Raw genomic sequence first — 22,477 nt, 5'->3', positions numbered from 1 at the left:
GTGACGATGGTTAGAATGGACCCGATAAGTATCATCGATTTACAAAAGAGGGTTAAAACCGCTAAAGAAAAGCACCGAGAAGCGATATAATGCTCAAGTTGCAAGAATGCAGCATGGATGCCATCTATAGAAAGCCCATTTATAGAGAACCTTAAAGTAGTCACACATGTCTAAAGAACCCGGTTTCACCACAGAATACACCCTCGACAAGACGTTTTTTGCAGAGTGTTATGATCAAACTAGCCTTCCGACTCAGTTTCCAAAAGCCTATTTAAAGGGAATATTGTTTCTTATTTTTGGTGTGGTTCTACTAGAGTTTGAACTATTACCTAATGGCTACGTTGGTTGGTTCTTTATTGTTTTGAGTGTGATTGAAGCGTTCAGTGTGTACTGCAAAAGAACCTGGTGGTTGTGGAGACAAAAAATCAGCTCAGGCGCTGGCAGTAAAATAGTCTTTCAAGGTGATGTTAACGGAGTGAGTTACAAAAACCACAAAGCGACCAACACTATGGCGTGGACTGACATCGACCAACTTGAGCAGACCGATCTCGGCTTTATCCTTCATATCGGTAAACAGCGCCAATATGTGAGTAAATCTTGTTTAACTGATGAAGCCATTGCCTTCATGATTGAACAACACGAAGCTTCCAACGCTCCTAAAACGCCCTAAGCAAACTAACACCAATAAATGCCTGCTGACTTAGCAGGCATTTTTCTATCACCTATCAAAAAGTGAATGAAATAACCGGACAACATCAATGACTACCGTATACCAAATCAGTGATTGCCACCTTTCAAATGAATCCAGCTACGAGAACTTGCGTAAAGCCTTGGAACACGTCGCTAACGATCCAACCTGTAAGACCATTTTCCTGACCGGTGATATTTGTTGTAATCCCAAACCGGGTGACTACATTCGATTGGAATCGTTCATAAGGCAACACATTAACACCAAGTCTATTTACGCGATTGCGGGCAATCATGACGACTCTTGCTTAATGCGTACTGAGCTAAAAAGCTCGACGATTTTCGTCACCGATAAAGCGATTATCAATGGACGAGAGTTTGTATTTCTGGACTCTAGCGCTAAGCCGCTTGATAGCCGTCATCCATTAGGTTCAGGGCGTATTAATAACCGTGGAATAGCTCTTCTAAAACAGCAACTAAGAAAGGCCAATGATCCCGTCGTTGTAATTCACCACCCTATCATTCCCGTCGGTTCTGAATGGATGAAAGCAATCCGTTTGGAAAACGATACCGAGGTAATGAAGGTGCTTCGCAAGTATCGCGTGCGAGACGTTATTTGTGGTCACGGCCATGATGGAATAACTGCCACACAACAAGGAATAACCCAATATATGGCACCTTCAACCGCCTATGGGTTTGACCACTCTATCAATGAATACAATCGCAGCGAAAAGGTAGGATTGAGTCGAATTCGTTGTTCTACTAACTCAATCGATTATCAAGCTGTCTATTTTTGAGCCCTCTATCTTTAATCTTGCTGTCTTAACCCTTGTAGCTTCAATTCATCAATCTGTGATTGAAACCAGCACAATACATAGGTTTGGCGTTACACTGAATGAGACATAGCAAGTAAAGAGGGTCTATGACGTTTTCTCCTGCCATTCTGCGTAAAATCTGGTACTCCCCTTCGATTAACCTAGGGCTTCGCGCCACCAGTGCCATTGTGCTATTTTTCGGCTTAGGGTTGCTGTCGAGTCATATCAATATTGCCATGACCGCACTCATGACCATGCCTGCCGCTTTGATTAGTGGCCTTGATGCTGCAGGCCCAAGGCGGTGGACACGTTTTGCGATTACCGCAACCGCTTGGGGAATCACTTTAGCCGTCAGTTATATCCTGCTGATCAGCGGGCTGCCCTTATGGTTAACCTATGGCGCACTGGGTGCCTTACTTGCCAGTGCGGCGGTAATGGTCCATTTTGAGCACGACTCGGCATGTCTAGCCTCCTGATTGCTGTCGTTACCCTATCACTTCATAATTCCAACACAGCGCTAAGCTTGTACCCAATGCTGGTACTGGGCCCTCTTACTTTCGCGCTATTTAGCTGGCTTTGGTTTGCCCTGTGGAAACACTATGCGCTGCGCGTATGTTTGTCTGCAATTTACGAGACGTTGGCAGACTACATCCAATATCGCCAAGCCTTCTTGTTAGGAGGCGAAAATGAAGCGCCAAAAAGACGCATCAAATACCAGCTCATCGAGTTGTTCCAACAGGCGCTTCAATCCGAATCTTTTCGCTCTAAACATGAAGATGCAAACTCGCTCCGACAAGCCTTGTTCCTTGCTCTTGATACCTTTGAAGTGATACTGAGCAGTCACACCACGAATCCCGACCTATTAAGCCAATTTCAATCCAGTAAACAAAAGCGAGATTTGTTATTGGTTTGGAGCCAACATTGTCAGCAACGATTAAGACACAAAGCCAAACAGCTATTGCACAACACGAACGAAGAGATGAAGCATTTAAGCTCATTAGAGCAAGAGGCCAATGACTTGATTGAAACAGTGAAGCTTGAAGACCAACCCCGTTTTCGTTATTGGGCCTACGCTGTGAAGCACATTTCTCGCCGTATCGAGCTTAATGAACCCGCTTATGAACGCTCTTTTGAAGTGCAGCCGTTCGAATTGTCTTTCCGTCTACCAGGCCGAGGCAACCCAATCTGGCGTCATGTTACCCGTGTCGGTTTAATGTTCGCGCTTGGTGCTGGGGTTGCCGAATACTTTGAATTGATCCGACCTGACTGGGTATTGATTTCGATGCTCATGGTGATTCAGCCAAGCTTCTTGGCGACACGCAGTAAAACTTGGCAACGCTGTTTGGGTACTGCGCTTGGCGTACTCTTTGCGACTTCCTTGATTCATATTGGCGTATCAACGACCGCGATGTATACGTTAATTGTCGTCCTCTTGCCCGTCGCGATGCTTAACATCATGCGAAATTACTCGCTCGCCATTGGTTGTATTACCGCGCTATTGATTTTAATTTATCAAACCATGGCGCACCAAGGGCTCGATTTCGCAGCGCCACGTTTGATCGACAACATCATTGGTAGTGCTATTGTGCTGCTCGGTTATGGTTTGTTGTGGCCACAATGGCGAGGAAAAGAGATCCACAATCAAGCGCTAACGGCTCTGAACAGTTCAAAAAGCTTGTTTGTGTATTGCTATGAACAACTGCAAGTCGACCCTGAACAACGCGACCACATGGACTTAACTAAGCAACGTGCTGCGATGCTCACCGCAGAAAGCGACCTTGAGCTGATTTACAATGAGATGCAGCAAGAGCCAAGACACACTCGAGCCGATCCCCATTATTACGAGGACATGCTGAGTCACTATCGATTGTTGAGCCATTATCTCTGCTTGCTGATTCCACTCATCAGAACAGGCACGCAATACCAAGGGACGCAACAAGTCGAACGCTTAATTCATGATGCGATGGACGCGTTGATCAATACCATCCGTGATAACCGCGTCCATGAACTACCTGCACTAACCAATAAAACCGATGCCGACCAACCCACTTCCACAGCGGGTCAACGCTCGGTAGAAGAAATCATCTGGTTAGCTTTGATGACAATAAAACAGATGCACGATTTAGTTAGGCGCAATCTGGAAAGCTAGATAACAGCATTATGATTATATCCTCGCAAGCAACTAGCGCCTACAACACGTGCAGTAGCGATCAATCCATCCCCACCATAGCTTGATACAACTGGCGGATGAGATCGGCGTAAAAGACACCAGTTACTTGTGTAAAATTTTCCGATAAAGATTCGGAATGACTCCGACCCAACGCCGTCGTAATTTGGTTAAGTAATTGTATTGAGATTGGCTTCTTGGTTCTGCTTCCTGCATTTACACTAGCTTCTTATGGTTAAGATGCCGTATGGTACAAACAATCAATTATAAAGACTCACGGCCTTTGCCAAAGAGACTTTCCATTTAAACGAAAAGACTGACTATGAATTTTGATATCAATGCACTGAAACACCACCAACTGGTCGAAGATGGTCAACTTGAGGGGTGTTACATTCATCAGCCTGTGCAAGGCAGTCAACCAGATGACAAGGCCGTTTTAGAAGAGCGCCAAGCGCTGGAAAGCCAAGGATTTGAGGTGGTTCAGGTTAAAGCGAAAGGCGGAACAACGACGTTTGCCGAAGCGATGCAAAAGTTTGCCAAGAAGACAGGTCATCAAACCAAAGACTAAGAAATTGGTTAGAAAGATGCACCCTGCCGACTATTCGGTCAGCAGGATGTTTTTTATTTACTGACTAAGCTGACCGAACTTCGGCAAGCTCTTCACGAACCTTTGATGGACATCCATATAGGTTTGCATATAGATTTCGTCGATACGCTCGTTACTCGGGAAACTGGATGAGAAGTCTGCATGATTGCGGTCAATCGATAACTTGGCTGCCTCGATAATATGAGCAATGAACATTCGAGGATCTTCCAACCCAATCGAAATACGCATTGTTGTTGGCTTAATGCCCGCTTCATTGAGTGCATCGTCGCTGAGTTCTGAATGCGTGGTCAATGCTGGACACAAGGCGACCGTATTAGTTTGCCCTAAGCTCACTTGCATGCCGATAGCGGGCTCGAGCATATCGAAGAACTGTTTAAACCCATCACGATTGATTGGTGCACGATTGCCGTTACCTTCCATATCGATAGTAAACAGCGCTGCTGGTAGCCCCAAATACATGTGGTTTTGGCAATGTTCATAGTTATCACTGTCTGGCAAAGCAGGACACGACACATTGATGTCTGGGTGAGCATCAAAGATCTTCGCGAGAGTCAGTGTATTAATTGTTTTTTGCACTACACGCATCTCATAGGTTTTCATACCATTGAGCACTTCGAACGCTTTGTCTGCATCTAAGAACGCGCCTTTGATGTAGTACACATTCCAAAACAGCGTTTCGTTCCATGAAATGATTGCCTCATCGCCATTGGGTTTGGTGAAAGTCACCTCCTCTCCTTTTGGCACAAACATAGTTTCATTACGACCAATGACTACGCCAGCCGTTGTGGTGCCAAAACCTGCAAGCTCTTTGGTGTAGGAGTGAATCACATAATCGGGCCTTTCCGCCACATCGTCACGTTTGAGTACAGGATGAAGCAATGGTGTACCTACTGTTGAGTCGACAATCACATCCCACCCCCGAGAGTGACCAGCTTTACTGATGCTAGCAACGTCTAACACGAAGCCATGCGGGTTACACGGTGATTCAAGGTAAACATAGATTTTCTTACCCGCGGCGAGGCGGTCAGTATATTTTTCAGCAACCTCATCAAGGCGAGTCGCAAACTCATCACCGGAATAACCATCGACCCACTCTACCGCGACATTTAAGTTAGAAGGCTTGCCAAACCAATCTTCCAGCAGTTGGTAGGAACCGCCGTAGATATTGCGTGAGGCCAAAACAATGTCTTCATGTCCAAGTAAGTGACTCAACAACCCATCAATGGCCGCCATACCGGAGTTAAAGTTCCATGCGAGATACTCGTTGGCTCTAGAACCAGCCTCTAGGTCAACCATGTGGTTAGCCAGTGAGATCGATGTTGGGTTAAGCAGTCGAGAATAAATATCGTGCAGCGGTTCTTTACCGTTGAACGCATCCTCAATCCATTCTGTACACGCAAACAAATAGGTCGCAGTGCGAGTAATCACAGGGCTTGCAGAGAAGATAGCAGCAACATTATCGAAGATAGGATATGCACCTTTTGAAGCAAAATTGCCATTATTGGTGGCAATGGATTGGTAAGTGGCACGCATTGGGTTTTGCAGGTTGTCTAGGATCTTCGCGATCTGGAATGACAAAAAACGTTTTGCGTTAAACCAAGCGATCCGGTCACTCTTATCGAGTTCTGAAAGTCCATCAACCGTCAATGCCCAAAGATCGTGTGTCTTGGTATTAGCTTTGTACAGGGTCGTCGCCAGTTCAATCAGCGTGACGCCATAATCACTATTTGGGTCGATACCAAAGTGTTTTGCTTGCTCAATGGCAAGGGCTTCCGCTTGTTCATGTTTAGTGGTTTTACGCAGCGGGCTAAGTTGAGTTGAAGTATTCATAATTCCTAAGTCATTCCATGCTTGTTGTTCCTCCTTTAATTTTAGTTTTGGGCAGATGCTAAAAATTGCTATTTGCGAAGTAAGACATACACTTTGAGCAATAATATTGCCAAATAAACTTCAATATTAATGGAATATGCTAATGGACGAGATCGATAAGAAAATACTGGCTGAACTGCAAAGCAACGCTCGCCTGACTAATCAAGAGTTGGCCGATCGCGTAGCGCTATCCCCCTCACCTTGCTTACGCCGAGTTCGAGCACTGGAGAAACAAGGGATTATTCGCGGCTATCACGCCAGCGTAGATCAAGAAGCGTGTGGCTTACCTGTGAATGTGTTTGTATTGGTGAAGCTTGAAAAGCCGACAGAAGAGAACATGCGAGATTTTGAGCAACACATTGAAGTAATTGATGAAGTGTTGGAGTGCTTTCTAATGACAGGCAATCACGACTACCTATTACATGTAGTGAGCGAGTCACTCAAAAGCTACGAGCAATTTATCCGTAAACAACTAACTCGCCTGCCCAATATTGCTTCTATTGAATCCAGCTTCGCCTTTGGTCAGGTAAAAACAAAGACTAAGCTGCCAGTAAGGTAATTAGAAACGACTTAGTTAGGCTGTGTAGAAGGAATTGGATAGTCATCTCCAATCATACATACAAGTGCGCCACCAAAAGCTTTGTCGTAACGTACTTTTCCGGTCGTATTAGGACTTTCGATACTCGTGGTGCCATCGATAATTTGATTAATTTCTTGTGCCACTTTTGTTGGTACCAACCAGATACAAGCCGCAAGAGAACAGGTTGCTGACGACGATTCACAACCTGTCTCTGAGCTTCCTCGAGCCCATTGGCTGCCCTTTTCTTTAAGCAGTAATTGCGTTGCTATGTAATCGGGATGATCGATGTACTGATCGCCACCTATCCAAGTATCGTCAAAAGGTAGATATGGTCCTTTCCATGTTGATAGGCCCGGATTTTCAATTAAGTGATTGATGTTTAAGTATCCGTATTTGGTGTCGGTATCGGAAGTAATTGGAGGCAAAGAACCATTATCACGAGAATATTGCTCAGCGGCATCCAACACAGTATTCATTTGCCCGATCAAAAAGTTTGCCTCGTCGACACGGGACATACGGTTGCCAAACTGGTTGTAGATAAAAAATGCGGCAATGAGTATGAGCAAACTAAACGCTGCAAGTTTCCATTTTTTTATCTGGCACAAAAGTTTCAACATCTAATCTTTATCTCTCATCAAAACAGTTCTAATAACGCTAAGGCTTCTCTTATGGGGAAAGATTATACCAGAGTAAAATCAAGCGTTTTGTATTGAAACATACTGCCTTATTGACCGTAAATATGCCTAGCTCTTAAAGGCCAATTTAGAGCTAGACCCTCCCCCAAATAAAAAAACAAACCTGAGACATGGGGATCGATTCCGAAGTGGTCGTTTTATCTGACTGTCATCTAATTTTTGTACTTTGATATAACAAATAGCCAAAAAGATATTGAGCGATCGTTCAAATATATTAAGATTTCCACTATAGTTGATTGATCAAACAACTCACAACAAGGAAAAGTTATGAATAAAAGTACAGAATCTCAATCAGATCCAACTCGATCTATCCCCCAAGAAGCATTTGATTGGTACGACGAATATGCACACGGTCTGATTGATCGCCGAGAGTTTATGGCTCGCCTATCCGGGTTGGCTGTACTTGGATTAACCATGACAACATTAACGTCTGCATTGATTCCTAATTATGCGAAGGCAGAGCAAGTCTCTTTCAATGATCCTTCCATCAAAGCAACCTACGAGAAGTTTCCTTCGCCTAAAGGACACGGAGAAGGCTATGGCTACTTGGTGGTACCCAAAGAGCTAGAGGGTAATGCGCCTGTTGTATTGGTCATTCATGAAAATAGAGGCTTAAATCCATACGTAAAGGATGTGGCGAGACGACTCGCGGCCGCTGGGTTTATTGCGTTTGCACCTGATGCACTCTATTCGCTTGGCGGTTACCCAGGCAATGATGATGAAGGTCGAGCAATGCAAAAATCATTATCCAGAGAGAAAATCGAAGAAGACTTTATCGCCGCTGCGAACTTCTTGAAGTCTCATGACAAAAGTAACGGAAAACTAGGCGCTGTAGGATTTTGCTTCGGTGGCTATATCGTGAATATGTTGGCGGCGGTAATGCCAGAGCAACTGGATGCGGGCGTTCCATTTTACGGCACTCCTGCCGCTCCTGATTTAAGAAAGAACGTTAAAGGGCCATTACTGATCCAATTCGCTGGAATCGATAAACGTGTGAATGCAACTTGGCCAGACTATGAAGCCGAACTCAAAGAGAATGGAGCAGACTATACCGCTTACATCTATGACGGTGTGAATCATGGCTTCCATAACGATTCAACTGGTCGATATGCTGAAGAAGAAGCTGAGTTAGCATGGGCACGCACGCTTGAGTTCTTTAACCAAAAGCTTTCTTGATAGGCGAGATTACCGAATCTGTTTTCTTTAAATTTCAAGTGACTGCCCTATACCTTACTCAACGAAACCCAAAGGCCTCATACGTGCGAGGCCTTTGTTTTCTCGATCTAACTTTGCTTCTAACAAACCTATTGACCCAACTTTATAAATAGATAATATAGACATCTAGACACCCAAACGTCTTTTGGTTAATTAAATGGAGTTATCATGAACCGCTACAAAAAAATCACAGCATCCCTGTTGGCATTAGCATTCGTATTCGGCGTGACAGGATGTGGAGAAAAAGACGAAGCTGTCATCAAGATTGGCGCGACAGTTGGCCCACATGCACAAGTTGTACAGGCAGTCGCTAAAGAAGCAGCAAAGCAAGGGATTAACATTGAACTCGTCGAATTCTCAGACTACATCACCCCTAACGCAGCATTGGATGATGGAAGTATCCAACTGAATAGTTACCAGCATCAGCCATTTCTCGATAACTTTAATGCCAATCATGATAGCAAGTTAGTTTCTATCGGACGTTCAATTTTGATGCGTATGGGCGTTTACTCGAACAAGTACACTTCGCTTGACTCTATCCCAGATAACGCACGAATCGCGATTCCAAACGACCCTACGAATGGCGGGCGCGGACTATTGTTGCTTGAAGATGCTGGGCTGATTTCTTTAAAAGACAACGTTGGTTTCAACGCTTCATTAAACGATATTGTTGATAACCCGAAGAACATTCGATTTGTTGAAGTGGATGCCGCTCAACTACCCCGCTCTCTTGACGATGTAGATGCAGCAGCAATCACCATGAATTACGTAATGTCGGCTGGACTCGATCCTAAGAAACAAGGCATTTACTTAGAGAAAAAAGACGCACCTTTAGCTGTGATGGTTGTGGCAGCGCGAGAAGAAGACAAAAACAATGAAACGTATAAAAAGATCATTTCAATTTACCACTCTCAAGAGATCAATGACTTTTTAGACACCACTTTCAAAGGCACTATCGAAGCTGCAAATTAAGCTAAATAAATCATTTCAGATTTGGCGTTGTCTGCAACTCAGTAAGCAACGCCAGATTTGAGTGGCATGTTCATCGCTGACTCATTCCAGCCCTCTTTCTAATTAGAGAGCAAAGCTTAAGTTACTTAAATCGAGGTTGAAAACCGGGTCATCAGAGCGGATTATTTAAGTACGAAATTCAATTAAATCTGGGTTCTTCGCATGAATAAAGAAGTGATACTGTTTGATATAAACGAAACGGTTTTAAATTTGGAGTCATTACAGCCTAAATTTAAAGCGGTATTTGGCAGTGAGGATGCACTATCGCTGTGGTTCTCAAAGCTTTTGCACTCTTCAACGGTTTGCATCGCAACAAACGTAAAGTCTACTTTTTCTGAACTAGCGAATGCAGCGCTCGACGCTATTGCACAGAGATACAAGTGTGATTTAACGGTGGAAAGCAAAGATGCCTTGTTAACTTCCTTTGCCAATCTACCACCGCACACTGATATCAAAGCATCTTTACTTGAATTGCGTAACAACGGCTTTAAAACCGTCGCTTTTTCCAACTCATCCCTCGACCTAATCACTTCTCAAATCAAGAACTCGGGCTTAGAAGACTATTTCGACACTGTCATTTCCGTTGAAGAAACAGGCAGTTTCAAACCTAATCCAGATGTGTATAGATTTGCAGCAGAAACGTTAAAAGAGCCTGTCGAAAACCTTCGTCTTGTGGCAACTCACGATTGGGACACTCATGGTGCGTTATCTGCTGGCTTACAAGCAGCCTACATAGACCGCACAGGAGTTGAGTATCATTCCCTGTATTTGAAGCCTGAAATTAGCTCCACAACGATGAATGGTGTGGTGGAACAAATCATTAAGCGCAATTTGGAAAAGTAATACCTCAAGAGGCTTTCTCCTGATTCGATACAAAAAAAGGCCTCGCACATGCGAGGCCTTCGTTTGATCAACAGAGCGGTTTATCCATAGCTAATTAACCTATTAGCCAATTAACTAAGCTACCAATTCACCGATCTAAAAATACTGAATTATGTTCAGTCCATTCGAGTAATGAAGGTTTGCTCGTCATCCACGAAAGCCACGTAGTCGCCATGATAGATAAACACCCGACCTCGCCCTTCAACGATACACGCAAGCTGTGGGTTCAAATCTTCTTCAAGATCTTTACTTTGATACGTGCCGGTGTCTGTGACCACACCGCGGAGTGTCGGCAAAAAACCATAGCTGCGCTTGGCTTGATCGATCAGGCTCAATTCACTGGCGGTCGAGAAGTAAGATGGAATTGGACCAGCATCTTCGATAAACATCGGTTTTAGTTCTTCAAAAGCAGTAATCACCAGCCAGTCGATGCCGTTAACGTGATGGATAAACATTGTTTATAAATACCTAGATTCTCGATAATTCTGATGCGGGGATTCTATCACTATCAAAGATGGAACGTTGTAGAAATTGAGTTTCTAAAGACGGTAATCCAGAACCTTCACAGGCTGAATTTTTACTCGTGGTACTTTCTAGCTGGCAAGTATCACTTTGAAGGCTCAAAGACAGACAAGATTTACGACCGAACTGTATTTTCTTTTATCTTCCTGCCTTTAAGAGGATGCATAGCTGATCTTCATCGCGAGTTGGACGTATAGGTTCCTTAAACAAAAAGGAAATACTATGGCTAACGTCTATGTCAGCATCGGAAGCAACATTAACCGCGAACATCACGTCACAGAATCTCTCAAAGCATTGAATGAACGCTTTGCACCCCTGCACATTTCTAATTTCTACGATTGCGAGCCTGTTGGGTTTGAAGGAGATAACTTCCTCAACCTAGTCGTTGGGTTCGAATGTGACCTCCCTATCGCCGAACTGGTTGAAGTTCTGCATCAAATCGAAGCAGAGAACGATCGCAAGCGCCAAACCAAAGCCTACGCTTCACGTACGATGGACATCGACATCCTTCTTTATGGCAATCAAGTGGGCATTATCGATGGTGTAGAGCTGCCGAGAGACGAAATCACCGAATACGCATTTGTGCTTAGGCCATTAGTTGATATCGCCGCGCAAGAACGCCACCCCACTCTAGACATTTCGTTTCATCAGCTCTGGGAAAACTTCGATCAGTTGAGCCAGAAAACCGAACCCATCCCTTTCGAGCTTAGCCTCACTTAGCCCGTACATGACTGAAAAAAACGGCAGCAACAAGAACGACTGAACTCTTAATCACCTGAACTTTACTGATCTTTTCTTAAAACAAGCACGTAACTGACTTCACTTTCTAAGGAATGGACACTGTTATGAATCACAACGCCATTATCACCATCACAAACCTGAGACTAAGAACCTTCATCGGTTTCAACGAAGAAGAAAAGTCTAAGCAACAAGACATCGTTATCAATGCAGAAATCCACTATCCCGCCAACAACCTTTGTCTCTCTGATGATGTAGACAACGCGCTCAACTACAAAAACATCTGCAAGAAGATCATTCAACACGTTGAATCAGGAAGATTTCTGCTTTTGGAAAAATTGACCAGCGATGTACTCGGTATCTGTATCGATCATCCATGGGTGAAATACGCTCAAGTTAGAATCGACAAGCCTCATGCGCTACGTTTTGCCGACTCTGTTTCGCTCACCCTAAGCTATGAAGCAGACAACGACAAGAATTCATAAGGAGAGAGTCATGCTGAATACAGAAGCCGAAAAAGTAAGAGAAGCTTTGCTCGCAAAAGGACTTGAAACCCCAATGACAGCGAGCGAAATGACCCCCGACCAAAAGTACAACCGCATCAAAGGACTCTTAACCGAAGTGGTCAGTACGCTTGGATTGGATTTAACTGATGACAGTCTTGCTGAAACCCCTCACCGCATTGCGAAGATGTACGTACACGAGATCTTTTCAGGGCTCGATTACAACAACTTCCCAAAGATCAGCGTTATCGACAACAAAATGTCCGTTGATGAAATGGTTAAGGTATCGGATATCGACTTAACATCGACGTGCGAACATCACTTCATCACCATCGATGGTTTAGCGGAAGTAGCCTACATCCCTGAAAACAAGATTCTTGGGCTGTCTAAAATAAACCGCATTGTTCGATTCTTTGCTCAGCGCCCTCAAGTACAAGAACGCCTTACTCAGCAAATCTTAGTTGCGATTCAAACTCTTGTTGAAACCGAAAACGTAGCCGTGACGATTAAAGCAACCCACTACTGCGTTAAATCCAGAGGCGTCATGGATGCAAACTCTGAAACCTCAACAACCGCACTCGGTGGTATTTTCAAAACTAACCCTCAAACTAGAGCTGAGTTTTTACGATGAGTGGAACGATACTGATAACTGGCGTTGGAAAGCGACTCGGCTTTGCACTGGCGCAGCAACTTTTAGCGGATGGATACAACGTGGTTGGCACCTACCGCAGCGACTATCCTCAACTGCAACTGTTGCGCGACAGTGGCGCCGACTTGCAACAGATCGACTTTTATCAACAAAGCAGCCTAGAAGAATTTCTTCATTATGTCGGCCAAGAATATAAGACACTCCGAGCCATAATACACAACGCTTCGGACTGGAAGCCTGAGAACAAGAATAATCCAAGCGAAAATGCCTCACACATCATGCACCAGATGATGACGATCCACGCTACTGTGCCTTATCTAGTCAACTTAACACTCAAAGATCAACTGATGTCTGGCGATCAAACTTCAGACATCATCCACATCAGTGATTACGTTGCGGAAAAAGGCAGTAAAAAACACATCGCTTACGCCGCCAGTAAAGCTGCGCTAAACAACCTGACTCTGTCGTTCTCAGCAATGTTGGCTCCCAAAGTGAAAGTAAATACCATCTCCCCAGCCATGATTAAGTTCAATGATCATGACGATGAGGCATATAAAACCAAAGCATTGCAAAAAGCTCTGATCCCCACAGAAGCTGGCTTTGAGGAAATAATAGATGGCATCAAGTTTGTGTTGGCCAGTTACTACATGACAGGAAGAACTTTACACCTTGATGGCGGCAGGCATTTGAAGTAAAGCCCATGTATTGTGGGCTTACTCAACATAGAAACACAAAAGACTAGAGACTGCTGTTACCAAGAAACCGCTATAAGCTAGAAACTCTTATGACCTAGAAACTGCTATAACCTAGAAACTGCTATAACCTAGAAACTACTAAAAGAGTAAGGAAGGCGATTTTCTTCATCCCATCCTAGCAACTCAATATTGATCAATGATTTGCGCTTCTCATTACACAGTGAAGCGATATTGATGATAGGTAGCTGGCTGCGAAACTGCGCAGTAAGTATGACCTTTTTACTTTCACTTAGGCTACTTCGGCATTGCGCCAAAATAGCTTCTGTATCTAACTTGTGTGCGTTCTCGATAATCTGGATATCGGCGTTCTCTTGATAACCATTTATCAGCCAAGACACGGTAGCCACTTCTGAGCTGGTGAGCACGATAACATCTTTGTTTGTGACCAATTCTTTGAGTTCAAGTAGTTTTAGTTCAGTTTCCATACATACTCTCATTCAGCAGCAAATACATTAAAGGCGGTTGCCCAGTTTAGCCTGTGCCAAATGGTAGCCTCTGTCTATCATCTCTTGAGAACGATCAAACTCTAAGGTGCCACAGGCATTGCGTGGAAGCTCAAGCGTAATATCGGCAGGATATGCGGCCAGTTTTTGACGAGCAATGGTCGATTGCATTGCATCAAACGCTTGGTTGGCAATGTCGTAGGCAGCAAAATTGAAGCTCATTTTGCTTTTTACACTGCTACCGAGATTATCGATAAAATGAACCACCTTCTCATGCAGGTTACTCTCTTTCGTTGGTAGAGAAACCGGTATCACTTCCTGTTGAAGTATTTCAGGTTCACCCCCTAAGTTCACAGCCAGAGTAAAGTCTGTCTTGTCACCAAAGGTAGGCGCAATCGGCACAGGGTTGAGTACCCCGCCATCAATCAGTTCTTCGCCATTAATGACATGAGGTGTAAAGAACAATGGCAAAGAGATAGAAGCGCGAATGGCATCAAACAGAGAGCCTGTTTGTAGCCAAACCTCTTTTTCATCGGCGACGTTGGCGGCAACTGCGGTATATGGGATAGGCAAATCCTCAATTGAAGTCTCGCCGATCAACCCACGCAGTGTGTCGATGATTTTATCGCCTTTGAAGATCCCACTCGATTGCCATGAAAAGTCCAACATCATCGCCATATCCGATTGGTCGATACTGGTAACCCACTCTTCAAATTCATCCAACTTACCCGCAGCGTAGACACCGCCAATAAGTGCACCAATTGAACAACCAGAGATGGATTTTATCTCATAACCATGCTCAATCAGCCAACGGATGATTCCAACATGAACCAAGCCTCTTGCGCCACCACTACCCAGTACCAATGAGATCGTTTTTGCCATCGTACTCATCCTTTAAATCGTTAGTTCTTTAGTTCTTCAGCAAAATCATATCACTTCGTGTCACCGTAAGCAGCGTAATGCTTTGAAAACTGTCCCATATGTACATCTGAGTGTTTCAGCGAATGAAATTGAGACGGTCTAAGATCATGGGTGAAAGATATAAATACCCTAGGCTAGCTCCCCCAACACCAAAAACCCGAAGCTCTAAGCTCTAAGCTCTAATCTCTAATCTCTAATCCCAAAAAACAAAAGCGCGTCATTCCAGCAAGCCTAAGCGCGACTAGGAATCTGGTTTCCACGAACGCTTGATACAAAAAAGGTCGCTCACTTAAAAGCGAGCGACCTCCTGTTGTTAATTCTGTTTCTGTGCTCATTCTGTTCATGAGAACAGGGAATTAGAGCACACGTAAGCACTCTTCTGGCGACAAACTCAAGAGTGTGTTGGCGAAGTTGATCTTCTCATCTCGCCATTTCAATGCCGCTTCTCTGCTGTCTTGCGAATGTCGGTCGGCTTCAAAATAGCTTTGTCTTGGTAGTCCGTTTGCTGGCGTCATCACCATAGATTGTTCGTTCAAGCGAATCGTAAATAGGAACTGACCACGCTGCCCAGTTTGCGCGGCTGGATGGTGTAATGTGCTATCACAGCAATAGCGTTTATCACGTAATGCACGGCATGTGTATTCAAAGACATCTTGAGCGCCACGCCCAGGGAAAGCGGTATAAATACTAATGCCATCACGTTGCAAAGACTGATCACCCGCCGCCAATTTAACCGCGTACTGGATAATCCTAAAGCCGAGCACCACGCCGCCAATGCTGTTCAACCCACTGTATTGAATTGCTCCCTCTAAGCTGAGTCGAAGTTTGTCTTCGCCTTCATAGAGAAAGAGATCAGGCGATGCCCAATCACTCTTTGGAATAAGCAGTTGAGTAATATCCGAGTGTTCCATGTTGGTCTCCAAAACAATGAGTATGTTTGAGACCACAACATAACGTAATGAGAATTATTATCAATAAGTTTAAATCGGAAACGTTACTTCCAGAAGGATTTAAAGTTAAGCTTGAAACGGCTTAAAGCAGTTGGTGAACATCTTCATTTTGGGGGAGTAAAAATTGTCTTCGAGCGTATACCTTGATCTCAGACGACTGAACAACGTTGAAGGTAGTTTCACCATCAAAATACCCTTCAAAACGCCAGAAAGCACTCGTCGATTGACGTTATCCGGCGCTTTAGCACCAAGCATTTCTTGTTAGATATTCGTTTATTACCAATAAAGCTCGTCGGCTGGCTCTACGACTAATGTCTAACCGACTGAGTCTATTTGTTTTTTTTGGTTTGGTATAAGGTACTAACAAGTAAGTGTTAATGAGTTTTTAATAATAAGTTGACGCATTGTTTGCATATCTGCATGAGTCAACAACGTTTGTTGGAATAACACACCTCAGAGTGTGAACGAAAGGAATCAACATGAGCAGTACTTTAGAGTCCGTACATATACAAGCAGATAAGCCTCAAGCCAATGAGGATGAACTCAGTTATGAACAACAACACAAACCAAGATCGGAATTTGATTCCCGCGAACAATATTTAGAGCATGAATTACAAATCATGGCGCCTAAACGCTGGCGTCCAAATTTACCGTTTAAAGATTATCGATTCGAGATAGAAGACACCATCCCAGCGATGGCAGCGACCATTGGTAAAGTTGTGATGGTGGGCGCGATTGCTGCTACCTTTGCGGGAGCTCTCGGATTAAATGAAGACTTCATTCTAGAAAACGTTCGTTATGAACTCCTCATCGCCTCAGTTTTCATTATTATTTTCTCTGGCTTCCTATTGCCGACCGCGAACCTCGCAGGTACACACGGCCCACTCATCCCTTTAATTCCAATTGTGGTTGCAGCAGGCGGACACCCTATGGCCTTTGGCTTGTTGATTGGCGCTTTTGGCCTCATCTTAGCCATCAGTAAAGGGGGCAGCATGTTGGCCAACCTCACCAGTAAAGGCGTGTGTGGCGGCTTATTGCTTTACCTTGGCTTTGTTGGCACCGCTTCTCAAGTGAAAAAACTATTCGCTTGGGCTGAGGGAATCGGCATGAGCCACATCGCGTTTGTCGTGATCTTTTGCACCATTATCTTGTACGCGCTATTGGAACACTTCCGTAAGCGCTGGTTAGCTGTGCCTCTTAGTTGCTTACTGGGTGGTACGATTGCATTTGCCATGGGAGCGCCATTTGCTTTCCACACAGAGCCAGGTTTGCCTAACATGAACCCTATGTATTGGTGGGGAGAAAATACAGGTTGGATGCTAGGCCTACCGACGATTGAACACTTCATGGTGGTATTGCCGTTTGCTATTTTAGCTGTGGCTATGTGGTCACCAGATTTCTTAGGACATCAAGTATTCCAAAAGATCAGCTACCCAGAGCGTACCGAAAAAGTACACATGAACATCGACGACACCATGACCACGGCATCAATTCGTCAAACGTTCGGTTCTCTGCTTGGCGGTACTAACTTTACGTCTTCATGGGGTACTTATATCGTACCGGCGGCGATTGCTAAACGCCCTATTCCTGCTGGTGCTTTGCTCACGGCTCTGTTCTGTATCATCGCCGCAGTTTGGGGTTACCCGATGGATTTAGCTATTTGGCAACCTGTACTTTGTGTCGCGCTGATTGTTGGGGTATTTGTGCCATTGCTAGAAGCTGGAATGGAAATGACACGTGAAGGAAAAACCACCCAATCAGCAGCAATTGTTGTGTTTTCTTCAGCGCTCGTTAACCCTGCATTTGGTTGGGCTCTCACTATGCTGTTAGACAACTTAGGCTTAGTCGGTTGTAAAGAACGCAGCGGTGAACTGAGTAAAATGAGCCGTTGGGTGTTACCTGGCATCATGTTTATTGTACTAAGTGGCGTAATGGCGTTGGTTGGCCTTCTACCGGGGATTCCAGCGATTATCCCAAGCTTTCGTTAACCTCAATTAATATTTAGTTTTAGTGGAACACAAAAAGGCCTCGCAATCGCGAGGCCTTGTTTTATCTATCGAACGGTTACAGCTAATCTTTATCAACGGCAACGCCTTACTGCACTGACTTCAAAGCTTTCATCAACATTGCGTTGAACGGATCTAGCATCAAAGTCTCTCAAGATCTCTTTAGATCAACGTTCGAGGGGGAGCGCATTCTTTGCCATTGAACATATAGCTATAGTTGTAACGATCGATATTCAGTCACTCCCCCCTTCTCCCATTAGCTTTTACCTATACCAGCTAGAAATTAGAGATGTAAATGACCAATCTGACACTTACAAAAAATGTAAGTTGTCATCAAACCTTAAACATTAGAGCAGAAACTCAGCTTAGATAGTTCAAGTTTAAATGTTAGCGTAATGTTACAGATACATATTAAGGGTACGTGACATGCAGCACGTAAAACTATTGAACCGCAACACCTTCGCAGGGCTCGCAGCAACATTAGTTGGGAACGGCATTGGGCGATTTGCTTATATAGCTTTAATGCCAGTGCTCATTCAAAGTGGGTGGTTCTCAAGCGAAGATGCTTCCATACTTGGCGCTGCGACGCTGATTGGCTATATCTTCGGGGCTCCTGCTTCGAGCTTTTTACAGAGGTATTATTCAACAGGCACACTCATACGCGCCTCTCTGTTGTTAAGTAGCTTTAGTTATCTTGGTTGTGCTTTAAAGTCTGCCCCCTTTGAATGGTTTTTAACGCTTAGAACCATTGCGGGCGTAGCGGGAGCCGTACTTATGGTACTCGCACCACCCGTGATCACCAGCCTTCACCCTCAAGAGATGAAAGCAAGGATCAGTGGCGTCGTGTTTTCAGGCATTGGCCTCGGCGCCATGATTTCAGGAACCATCATACCTTTGCTAATCTACCAAAGTGTTGAAAGTGCATGGTTAGGTATGGGAGCGATCGCTTTCCTCGCAACCGTCCTGACGTGGAACACATGGTCTCTTGAGGTTAAGCCAAACCATTGCGATAAAAGTCCATCGACGTTTAATGCCTTATCTAAGAATGAGCGTATCAGTGTTAGCTGTGTACTTTTAGCCTATACCTTCAACGCTATTGGCTATTTACCTCATACTCTTTTCTGGGTCGACTATATTGTTCGAGAGCTGAAAATGAGTTTTGCGAGTGGTGGTTTTTATTGGGCTGTCTTTGGCATAGGAGCAGCGATTGGGCCAATAGTAACCGGGATACTAGGTGATAAATTTGGACTTAAAAAAGCACTATTAGCGGCGTTTATTTGTAAAGCTGTGGGGGTTGCTCTTCCGCTATTAAGCACCAGCGAAATAGCACTTTTTGCTTCATCTCTGTTGGTCGGTATGTTTACTCCTGGCACCGTAACACTGGTCTCAACTTATACCTTAGAGATCGTTGGGACACAGCTCCATACGAAATCTTGGGGAGCAATGACAATGGCTTTTGCGATATCGCAAGGAATAGTCGGCTTTGTTATGGCTCATTACGCCCCGCAACTCACCAGTTATAACCTCTTATTTATGATCAGCGCGAGTGCACTCATTTTGTCGGTACTCTGCATTACGTTTACATCAACCAAACAACAGACTTTAAACACTGCTCAAATAAATTCTTAGCAAAGGAATCGCTCATGAAACTGTATTTAAACGACACCTCCCCATTCTCCAGAGCAGTGTTAGCCACGGCCTATCTGTGTGATGCTCCAATAGTTCTTGAATGGATCGACCCATGGCAAACGCCCAACACATTGGTCACAATCAATCCATTCAGTACCATTCCGGTTCTAGAAACCAGTGATGAGGTTGCACTCACCGAGAGCTTAACGATCTGCGAGTTTCTCATGCAAGCTTACCCAACTGAAAAACTGACAGCGACCAAGGCTAGCGACACTCAACGCATGTCGTTATTGGGACTGAGTAAAACGCTAATGGAAGTGGCATTTCGCTGCGCAGCACTGAGCCGCTTCGAAGCTGAGCAAAACGTGCTAACGATTAGAGGAAAGGAAGGTATTCAAAGAAGCGTTAAGGCACTTATCGGGCAGTTGAATAACAATCATGATTTGCTTCAAGCTGACTTCTCAACATTGTACCTGCACATAGCATTAGATTACGTATTATTCAGGCATGCTAATTTGCTTTCAGCAGAAGAGCGCGACATCCTCACTACTGCCTTACATAATTCGCCTTTTAAAGACACATTGGCAAAACTTAGCCTAGAGTCGCTTTCAAAAAAACTTAGCTATTGCGAATACAAAAATTCTTAATCACTTTGATCAGTGTTGTGTTGAATGAGTCTAGCAAGGCCTCGCACACGCGAGGCCTTAGTTTTATCTATGTTTCAACGAACGAACAGCGAAGCAATCGGCAATGGTAAACCAAATCAACTAGAGAGCCATTCATCCAGTACTGTGATGAATTTAGGGTTAATGAGATAGCCGATGGAAGCATGTGGATTGCTTTCTCCGTTGCGAATATTGAGGTTGTAGATCGGGTGGATGTCTTTCATTCCGCCGGGTATCAGATCCAGTTTAAGCATACCTTTAAAGTCATTTCTAATTTTGCTGTCATGAGAGATAAAGTCATCTTCTGCCGATATGTTTATCCATTGCTGAATGTTTAACGGGTACTTCTTCTCATCTTTCAAGCGGCTCCCTTTAAGCCTGTCTTTTACGTTTTCATCTCCTAACGGTGACCCGAGCGTCAGCCATAAGTTAACCTTCTTGTCCGCACCATAGTCGTGTCTATACTCTCCGTAATGAAACAACTTCCACAACACGTCATAACTGATCATCGACCCAAGGCTATGCGATACAATCATCACGTCATCCTGATTATCAAGCGCTTCCTTCAGTTCAACCATTAGCCGATGCCTAACATCGCTGCCAAAATAGGTATCTTCATACCAATAATGCGCCATATCCGGCGCGACCTTCGTTATAAGTGTCTCAGCCACACCCAGCTTTCCAAATAGCGATGAAAAGGTATCTGCTAACGCCTCTTTTAGAAAACCAATTTTAGATACCTTGTTATACGTTGTTTTATTGAACTGGCTTGTCTTGTACTTTTTGAGTTCAGACAGCGCTTGTTGTCGACTTGCAGGGTCTTCCGTTGGTTTCTCTAACAATGTGTTCGATAGTTCACCGTAATAGACAAACCGTTTATCGACATCTTTAAAAGCTTGTAATGAACTTGAGTATCCACAATCTCGCTGCAAGCCATGTTCTATAGCCTCGTACCAGAGTGCTTGAAGGGGAGCTTTATCGGGCTTTTGAGCGCGACCATGAATGAATATTATTTTCTTAGCCATAGCAGAACGTCCTAAACACATAGTTGAAGTGATTATCAGTAGAAAGCACCCCTAGGTTCGGTCAGCCCTTACTAATCACAGTGGTGCTAATTACGTATCTAGGAGTGGTTGATAGAGCATTTATATAACTATGAGGCCGTCGTTTAAGGACCATAAACGAGTGAACGATGCGATCATTACTCGCAAATTAAAATGAATGTATCTAGCAAAACCTCCAACTCACAAAAAGGCCTCGCAATCGCGAGGCCTTAGTTTTATCTATCAACGATGACATTCATCTTTTAACAACTACAGCGCCCTACTTCACTGACTGCACCGCTTTCATCAACGTTGTATTGAACTGCTGTGGTTGCTCTAGCATTGGGAAGTAACCTGAACCCTCAATGTAGTAAATGCGGTAATCCTTGATGTGTTTCTTGTTCGACCCTAAATCCTCCAACCTAAAAATTCTTTCTAAAAAGGTAGAAAAGTTTATAGTATTTTTAGATGAAGTAGAGAATCGATATGTCATTACAGAAAAAACAATCCAAAGTATCACTGAACATCAAAATCTCATCAGACTTAGATGTTCGTCTTAAACGAGCAAGAAAAGCAGCGCGTGAACAGGGCTTAATGTTCAACGTATCTCAAGAAGTTGAAAAGTTTCTTGAGAAGGAAATAAAGAAAGTGGAACGCCAGCTATCAATCGATGAAGAGATTAAGAATAACCTCGAGGATCTTGGTGGGCTTAATATAGATAAAATGATGAAATCAATGGATTAATCAAAACACTAACGTATTGATTAAACTGAATTTAAAAAATAACAAAGCGTGGAGATGATTATGGGCACAATAATTGGACTGTTAATTTTGGCTGGTATCAGCGTATTCCTAAAGCGTCAAACGGGGCTTCATTTGCATGAGTGGATTGCAAAAAAATATAAAGAATCTCAAGACAAAAAATAATGGACTCTATCAGAGTGACAGATTCCATCGATTTGACTCAGAAAACTAAGGCCTAGTACACACGAGGCTTTTGTTTTATCTATCTAACAGTTTAATGAATACAGCGCCCTACCTCACTGACTTAGCCGCTTTCATCAATATTGTGTGAATGGTTCGAGTAGACCAAAACCTCCCCCTCTAGCTCCCCCTCGAATGGAG

At 43.9% G+C, this 22,477-nt stretch carries 24 protein-coding genes and 1 pseudogene; 17 read left to right on the top strand and 8 right to left on the bottom strand.

The genetic code is table 11. The features are described 5' to 3' along the window. Positions 1-166 precede the first annotated feature (166 nt). From ITG10_RS14925 to ITG10_RS14910, 4 genes and pseudogenes are all read left to right on the top strand, one after another. A complete protein-coding gene (locus ITG10_RS14925; RefSeq protein WP_248386468.1) occupies positions 167-670 on the top strand; it encodes a YcxB family protein in 504 nt (167 codons plus the stop codon). Between the two features lie 88 nt (positions 671-758). Then, positions 759-1,484: a metallophosphoesterase gene (locus ITG10_RS14920; RefSeq protein WP_017630270.1), complete on the top strand. Its 726-nt coding sequence runs from the start codon at positions 759-761 to the stop codon at positions 1,482-1,484. Positions 1,485-1,609: 125 nt separating this feature from the next. Continuing rightward, a pseudogene (locus tag ITG10_RS14915) lies at positions 1,610-3,651 on the top strand (FUSC family protein). A gap of 340 nt (positions 3,652-3,991) precedes the next feature. Next, positions 3,992-4,237, top strand: a complete 246-nt coding sequence (locus ITG10_RS14910) for a hypothetical protein (RefSeq protein ID WP_017630271.1) — start codon at positions 3,992-3,994, stop codon at positions 4,235-4,237. Between the two features lie 57 nt (positions 4,238-4,294). Here the strand turns inward: ITG10_RS14910 and ITG10_RS14905 are convergent, their stop codons facing one another. Next, a complete protein-coding gene (locus tag ITG10_RS14905) occupies positions 4,295-6,106 on the bottom strand; it encodes a PLP-dependent transferase (RefSeq protein ID WP_017630272.1) in 1,812 nt (603 codons plus the stop codon). A gap of 142 nt (positions 6,107-6,248) precedes the next feature. Here ITG10_RS14905 and ITG10_RS14900 point away from each other — a divergent pair, with 142 nt between their 5' ends. After that, positions 6,249-6,704 (top strand): Lrp/AsnC family transcriptional regulator, encoded by a 456-nt coding sequence (locus ITG10_RS14900; protein WP_012604166.1) that lies wholly within the window; start codon positions 6,249-6,251, stop codon positions 6,702-6,704. A gap of 11 nt (positions 6,705-6,715) precedes the next feature. On the opposite strand, the gene ITG10_RS14895 is transcribed toward ITG10_RS14900, so the two are convergent. Then, positions 6,716-7,342: a type II secretion system protein gene (locus tag ITG10_RS14895; protein ID WP_017630273.1), complete on the bottom strand. Its 627-nt coding sequence runs from the start codon at positions 7,340-7,342 to the stop codon at positions 6,716-6,718. A gap of 345 nt (positions 7,343-7,687) precedes the next feature. On the opposite strand from ITG10_RS14895, the gene ITG10_RS14890 reads away from it, so the two are divergent. The 3 genes from ITG10_RS14890 to ITG10_RS14880 all read left to right on the top strand — a co-directional run bounded on the left by ITG10_RS14890 (position 7,688) and on the right by ITG10_RS14880 (position 10,489). Continuing rightward, positions 7,688-8,596, top strand: coding sequence for a dienelactone hydrolase family protein (locus ITG10_RS14890; RefSeq protein ID WP_017630274.1), 909 nt, complete (start codon positions 7,688-7,690; stop codon positions 8,594-8,596). A 207-nt stretch (positions 8,597-8,803) separates the two neighbouring features. Further along, complete coding sequence (locus ITG10_RS14885; RefSeq protein ID WP_248386467.1) at positions 8,804-9,607, top strand: MetQ/NlpA family ABC transporter substrate-binding protein; 804 nt, start codon at positions 8,804-8,806, stop codon at positions 9,605-9,607. Positions 9,608-9,808: 201 nt separating this feature from the next. Continuing rightward, positions 9,809-10,489: a haloacid dehalogenase type II gene (locus ITG10_RS14880; RefSeq protein ID WP_017632860.1), complete on the top strand. Its 681-nt coding sequence runs from the start codon at positions 9,809-9,811 to the stop codon at positions 10,487-10,489. Positions 10,490-10,644: 155 nt separating this feature from the next. On the opposite strand, the gene ITG10_RS14875 is transcribed toward ITG10_RS14880, so the two are convergent. Beyond that, on the bottom strand, positions 10,645-10,983 hold the full coding sequence (locus tag ITG10_RS14875) for a hypothetical protein (RefSeq protein ID WP_017632859.1): 339 nt from the start codon (positions 10,981-10,983) through the stop codon (positions 10,645-10,647). Positions 10,984-11,272: 289 nt separating this feature from the next. Here ITG10_RS14875 and folK point away from each other — a divergent pair, with 289 nt between their 5' ends. From folK to folM, 4 genes are all read left to right on the top strand, one after another. Then, entirely contained in the window at positions 11,273-11,770 is a 498-nt protein-coding gene (folK, locus tag ITG10_RS14870) for a 2-amino-4-hydroxy-6-hydroxymethyldihydropteridine diphosphokinase (RefSeq protein ID WP_017632786.1), read from the top strand. A gap of 125 nt (positions 11,771-11,895) precedes the next feature. Then, entirely contained in the window at positions 11,896-12,273 is a 378-nt protein-coding gene (folX, locus tag ITG10_RS14865; protein WP_017632787.1) for a dihydroneopterin triphosphate 2'-epimerase, read from the top strand. A gap of 10 nt (positions 12,274-12,283) precedes the next feature. Next, positions 12,284-12,922 carry a GTP cyclohydrolase I FolE gene (gene folE, locus ITG10_RS14860; RefSeq protein WP_017632788.1) on the top strand — a complete coding sequence of 213 codons (639 nt, stop codon included), beginning with the start codon at positions 12,284-12,286 and terminating at the stop codon, positions 12,920-12,922. Further along, on the top strand, positions 12,919-13,635 hold the full coding sequence (gene folM, locus ITG10_RS14855; RefSeq protein WP_017632789.1) for a dihydromonapterin reductase: 717 nt from the start codon (positions 12,919-12,921) through the stop codon (positions 13,633-13,635). Before folE ends, folM begins: the two co-directional genes overlap by 4 nt. 128 nt (positions 13,636-13,763) lie before the next feature. Here folM and ITG10_RS14850 read toward each other — a convergent pair whose 3' ends face one another. The 3 genes from ITG10_RS14850 to ITG10_RS14840 form a co-directional block, all read right to left on the bottom strand. Further along, positions 13,764-14,132 (bottom strand): hypothetical protein, encoded by a 369-nt coding sequence (locus ITG10_RS14850; protein ID WP_128644433.1) that lies wholly within the window; start codon positions 14,130-14,132, stop codon positions 13,764-13,766. Positions 14,133-14,147: 15 nt separating this feature from the next. Continuing rightward, positions 14,148-15,020: a patatin-like phospholipase family protein gene (locus ITG10_RS14845; RefSeq protein WP_017632791.1), complete on the bottom strand. Its 873-nt coding sequence runs from the start codon at positions 15,018-15,020 to the stop codon at positions 14,148-14,150. A gap of 395 nt (positions 15,021-15,415) precedes the next feature. Beyond that, on the bottom strand, positions 15,416-15,970 hold the full coding sequence (locus tag ITG10_RS14840) for a hypothetical protein (RefSeq protein WP_017632792.1): 555 nt from the start codon (positions 15,968-15,970) through the stop codon (positions 15,416-15,418). Positions 15,971-16,488: 518 nt separating this feature from the next. Between ITG10_RS14840 and ITG10_RS14835 the strand changes: the two genes are divergently transcribed. The 3 genes from ITG10_RS14835 to ITG10_RS14825 all read left to right on the top strand — a co-directional run bounded on the left by ITG10_RS14835 (position 16,489) and on the right by ITG10_RS14825 (position 20,291). Continuing rightward, positions 16,489-17,997 carry a DUF3360 domain-containing protein gene (locus tag ITG10_RS14835; RefSeq protein ID WP_248386466.1) on the top strand — a complete coding sequence of 503 codons (1,509 nt, stop codon included), beginning with the start codon at positions 16,489-16,491 and terminating at the stop codon, positions 17,995-17,997. Positions 17,998-18,441: 444 nt separating this feature from the next. Continuing rightward, complete coding sequence (locus ITG10_RS14830; protein WP_017632793.1) at positions 18,442-19,644, top strand: YbfB/YjiJ family MFS transporter; 1,203 nt, start codon at positions 18,442-18,444, stop codon at positions 19,642-19,644. A 14-nt stretch (positions 19,645-19,658) separates the two neighbouring features. Beyond that, positions 19,659-20,291, top strand: coding sequence for a glutathione S-transferase N-terminal domain-containing protein (locus ITG10_RS14825; protein WP_017632794.1), 633 nt, complete (start codon positions 19,659-19,661; stop codon positions 20,289-20,291). A 116-nt stretch (positions 20,292-20,407) separates the two neighbouring features. On the opposite strand, the gene ITG10_RS14820 is transcribed toward ITG10_RS14825, so the two are convergent. After that, on the bottom strand, positions 20,408-21,334 hold the full coding sequence (locus ITG10_RS14820; protein WP_017632795.1) for a hypothetical protein: 927 nt from the start codon (positions 21,332-21,334) through the stop codon (positions 20,408-20,410). Between the two features lie 298 nt (positions 21,335-21,632). Then, complete coding sequence (locus tag ITG10_RS14815; protein WP_017632796.1) at positions 21,633-21,773, bottom strand: hypothetical protein; 141 nt, start codon at positions 21,771-21,773, stop codon at positions 21,633-21,635. Between the two features lie 65 nt (positions 21,774-21,838). Here ITG10_RS14815 and ITG10_RS14810 point away from each other — a divergent pair, with 65 nt between their 5' ends. Next, positions 21,839-22,096, top strand: a complete 258-nt coding sequence (locus ITG10_RS14810; RefSeq protein ID WP_017085640.1) for a hypothetical protein — start codon at positions 21,839-21,841, stop codon at positions 22,094-22,096. 60 nt (positions 22,097-22,156) lie between these two features. Beyond that, positions 22,157-22,279: a hypothetical protein gene (locus ITG10_RS26330; RefSeq protein WP_258183960.1), complete on the top strand. Its 123-nt coding sequence runs from the start codon at positions 22,157-22,159 to the stop codon at positions 22,277-22,279. The last annotated feature ends 198 nt before the right edge of the window (positions 22,280-22,477 follow it).

Source organism: Vibrio sp. ED004 (genome assembly GCF_023206395.1).
GTDB lineage: Bacteria > Pseudomonadota > Gammaproteobacteria > Enterobacterales > Vibrionaceae > Vibrio.
Note: the sequence above shows the minus strand (reverse complement) of the source record. Positions and strands in the feature narration are given on the sequence as shown.

Coding starts and splice junctions, on each gene's coding strand:
- ITG10_RS14925 (WP_248386468.1), top strand. CDS start 167: ATGTCTAAAGAACCCGGTTTCACCACAGAATACACCCTCGACAAGACG.
- ITG10_RS14920 (WP_017630270.1), top strand. CDS start 759: ATGACTACCGTATACCAAATCAGTGATTGCCACCTTTCAAATGAATCC.
- ITG10_RS14910 (WP_017630271.1), top strand. CDS start 3,992: ATGAATTTTGATATCAATGCACTGAAACACCACCAACTGGTCGAAGAT.
- ITG10_RS14905 (WP_017630272.1), bottom strand. CDS start 6,106: ATGAATACTTCAACTCAACTTAGCCCGCTGCGTAAAACCACTAAACAT.
- ITG10_RS14900 (WP_012604166.1), top strand. CDS start 6,249: ATGGACGAGATCGATAAGAAAATACTGGCTGAACTGCAAAGCAACGCT.
- ITG10_RS14895 (WP_017630273.1), bottom strand. CDS start 7,342: ATGTTGAAACTTTTGTGCCAGATAAAAAAATGGAAACTTGCAGCGTTT.
- ITG10_RS14890 (WP_017630274.1), top strand. CDS start 7,688: ATGAATAAAAGTACAGAATCTCAATCAGATCCAACTCGATCTATCCCC.
- ITG10_RS14885 (WP_248386467.1), top strand. CDS start 8,804: ATGAACCGCTACAAAAAAATCACAGCATCCCTGTTGGCATTAGCATTC.
- ITG10_RS14880 (WP_017632860.1), top strand. CDS start 9,809: ATGAATAAAGAAGTGATACTGTTTGATATAAACGAAACGGTTTTAAAT.
- ITG10_RS14875 (WP_017632859.1), bottom strand. CDS start 10,983: ATGTTTATCCATCACGTTAACGGCATCGACTGGCTGGTGATTACTGCT.
- folK (WP_017632786.1), top strand. CDS start 11,273: ATGGCTAACGTCTATGTCAGCATCGGAAGCAACATTAACCGCGAACAT.
- folX (WP_017632787.1), top strand. CDS start 11,896: ATGAATCACAACGCCATTATCACCATCACAAACCTGAGACTAAGAACC.
- folE (WP_017632788.1), top strand. CDS start 12,284: ATGCTGAATACAGAAGCCGAAAAAGTAAGAGAAGCTTTGCTCGCAAAA.
- folM (WP_017632789.1), top strand. CDS start 12,919: ATGAGTGGAACGATACTGATAACTGGCGTTGGAAAGCGACTCGGCTTT.
- ITG10_RS14850 (WP_128644433.1), bottom strand. CDS start 14,132: ATGAGAGTATGTATGGAAACTGAACTAAAACTACTTGAACTCAAAGAA.
- ITG10_RS14845 (WP_017632791.1), bottom strand. CDS start 15,020: ATGGCAAAAACGATCTCATTGGTACTGGGTAGTGGTGGCGCAAGAGGC.
- ITG10_RS14840 (WP_017632792.1), bottom strand. CDS start 15,970: ATGGAACACTCGGATATTACTCAACTGCTTATTCCAAAGAGTGATTGG.
- ITG10_RS14835 (WP_248386466.1), top strand. CDS start 16,489: ATGAGCAGTACTTTAGAGTCCGTACATATACAAGCAGATAAGCCTCAA.
- ITG10_RS14830 (WP_017632793.1), top strand. CDS start 18,442: ATGCAGCACGTAAAACTATTGAACCGCAACACCTTCGCAGGGCTCGCA.
- ITG10_RS14825 (WP_017632794.1), top strand. CDS start 19,659: ATGAAACTGTATTTAAACGACACCTCCCCATTCTCCAGAGCAGTGTTA.
- ITG10_RS14820 (WP_017632795.1), bottom strand. CDS start 21,334: ATGGCTAAGAAAATAATATTCATTCATGGTCGCGCTCAAAAGCCCGAT.
- ITG10_RS14810 (WP_017085640.1), top strand. CDS start 21,839: ATGTCATTACAGAAAAAACAATCCAAAGTATCACTGAACATCAAAATC.
- ITG10_RS26330 (WP_258183960.1), top strand. CDS start 22,157: ATGGGCACAATAATTGGACTGTTAATTTTGGCTGGTATCAGCGTATTC.